General features: G+C 36.6%; 2 protein-coding genes and 2 pseudogenes. 2 read left to right on the forward strand and 2 right to left on the reverse strand.

All coding sequences use genetic code 11. The annotated features are described in order from the left end of the window. Window positions 1–533, forward strand: a pseudogene (locus tag EP1X_RS10180) (hypothetical protein); the annotation flags it as partial. Window positions 534–630: 97 nt separating this feature from the next. Here EP1X_RS10180 and EP1X_RS09875 read toward each other — a convergent pair. Together EP1X_RS09875 and EP1X_RS10240 are read right to left on the reverse strand one after the other, a co-directional pair. Beyond that, window positions 631–1422 carry a hypothetical protein gene (locus tag EP1X_RS09875; RefSeq protein WP_055284075.1) on the reverse strand — a complete coding sequence of 264 codons (792 nt, stop codon included), beginning with the start codon at window positions 1420–1422 and terminating at the stop codon, window positions 631–633. A gap of 244 nt (window positions 1423–1666) precedes the next feature. Continuing rightward, on the reverse strand, window positions 1667–1792 hold the full coding sequence (locus EP1X_RS10240) for a hypothetical protein (RefSeq protein ID WP_256381562.1): 126 nt from the start codon (window positions 1790–1792) through the stop codon (window positions 1667–1669). Between the two features lie 255 nt (window positions 1793–2047). Here EP1X_RS10240 and EP1X_RS10225 point away from each other — a divergent pair. Continuing rightward, window positions 2048–2186 (forward strand): annotated as a pseudogene (locus tag EP1X_RS10225) (ATP-binding cassette domain-containing protein); the annotation flags it as partial.

The raw sequence follows: 2186 nt of genomic DNA on the forward strand, positions 1-2186 counted from the left end.
AATGCGCAGGTTTTGATCTTCACAAAGCTGGAGAGGAGGGAAAACTTTACATAATTGATCTTTTTGGTTCTAAGTACGGAATCCCTTCTAAAAAGCCGTACATCCTCCAAATACCAGATTGGAATAATGACACTGGAATTGCAAAATTGATGAATGTGTATAGGGAGTTAGGTTCTAGAATTCCTAAGGATGTGTTAGTGGTGGCTCTTTTAGCTACTACCGAGGGAACTTATCATGAGTTTGGTTATAATATGATGGACAAGATAATTAGGGCCTCAACTGCAACTTTGGAAAAAGAACCTTTAAACACTCTCAGGATTATTACAATCGCACTCTTGAACATGAGTGCTGTTCCAGAGCATGTTACTGCTTGGCTTTTCAGTCTGAGCGACCAAGTTATAGAATTCGTTTCTCATGTGGGTCCATTGGGTTTAGAGGAGACAATATTAGTGCCTAAATCTGTAATTCCAGAGTTTATGCCACGCCATTACAGAATAAAACTATCAAAAGAGCACTTCATCAAAATCTTTTAATGCTCCTTTTTTCTTCATGATGCCAAATTACGGGAGAATACAAAGCCTTGATCTAACTCCACAAGCATCCGCATGAGGCCTTAGGACAAATAGTTTTTCAGAGTTGGATTACCAAACTCTGTTCTCCAAGCAATTTTCCAGTATAACAATCATAAAACCAAACTTCTATCTTTGCTCCCTCTCCAGGATTTAATTTTATATTATCAAGATCTTTATCAACTGTTACTGCTCCATTTTTGGGTAGATATCTCCATCCTAAGTCGACTTCACTTGATTTTGAGGAAGATAATATTGTGGCCTTTCCACATACTTTAACAGGTGAGTTCCCCCTATTGGTCACTTGGACTTGAAAGCCGTCTAAATAGTAGGTTGTCCCCCCAATCCAAGAATCTTTATCTATTTTTGGTATTATATCCCCCACGAGTATTTTGGGTTCTTCAAACAGTTTGAGAGTTTTCTTATAGACTACTTTGTCTTCTGTTGGATCGTAGAGGATAAGTGTGTATTCACCAAGCTTAAATGGGGCCTTATAAAATGAGAAACTTACAAGTTCCTTCTCATCCAATAAGTCCTCCTTTAAAATTTTCACCTTGCCAACCGTCGCTCCATGTGGATCACTTAATATAACTGTAAGATTTCTAGGAGGTCCTTCTATAATTAAGTTAAGTGTGGGGGTTCTATTACTCCAAAAGTATTCCACATAATAATTATACTGTCCAAGCAATTTCTGAATACCAGAGGATGGTATTTCCGTATTGGGAGCATCCTCCTCTACAATAGGATTGTTTTGTGTTTTTGAATATGGAATCCATCCTTGCCATACCGATACTGCAACAGTTATCATAATTATGAGGATTGCCCAAATAATCCCCTTGGCTATTCCCTTCATAGAGGCTCCCTTTACTTACTAATCCTTTAAACGTTATTAGCTTTTTTATGAAGATGTCCTAAGCTGCTCTTAGTAGAATGTTAGGCCTCATTATTTTTGATAAATAAACAAGTGTAGGGATAAACCCTTCATTACTAAGATATTCTTAGCATGAACAACCCAAAAATCTACCTAACTTGAACCCCGAACTTGACGGCCAAGAAATTGTGATTTGATTTACTTCATAATCCCCACCTTTTTTCTTTTAGATATTAAAAAGCAAGATTATCGCGGTTATTGGTAGTTTTGTTGGATCAAGGCCTATCCCAGATATGCTGAATGGATCCACAAACATTGCCAGCACTTGCACTTGTAGCTGGACTATTGACATGAAATCTTTCTCTGGCTGGATATCTTTTACTTTGGTTAAAACTAAAAACTTAGAAGTTATAAGTTCTTATCTCCCGTAGAGCCAAAATTAAGAAAAGAAAAGTCAATTACCAGTTGGGTATGAAGTTATAGTCAATCCCTCTGACAGCAAGTGCTTAAAAGAAAAAAGTAAAATCCAATTTTCCAAAAAGTATTTAACTCTCTTTAGATTATCATCTATTAGTTAAGATGAGTATCTACATCGCTGGTGCCTAACATGGCATATGTAATTGAAACCAAAGACCTTACAAAATTCTTTGGAAAGAGAAACATAATTTATCATCTAAATCTTAAAGTCCCTAAAGGTGTAGTTTATGGTTTCTTGGGTCCTAATGGAGCAGGAAAAACAACCACAA

Origin of the sequence: Thermococcus sp. EP1 (assembly GCF_001317345.1) — an archaeon.
Lineage (GTDB): Archaea > Methanobacteriota_B > Thermococci > Thermococcales > Thermococcaceae > Thermococcus_A.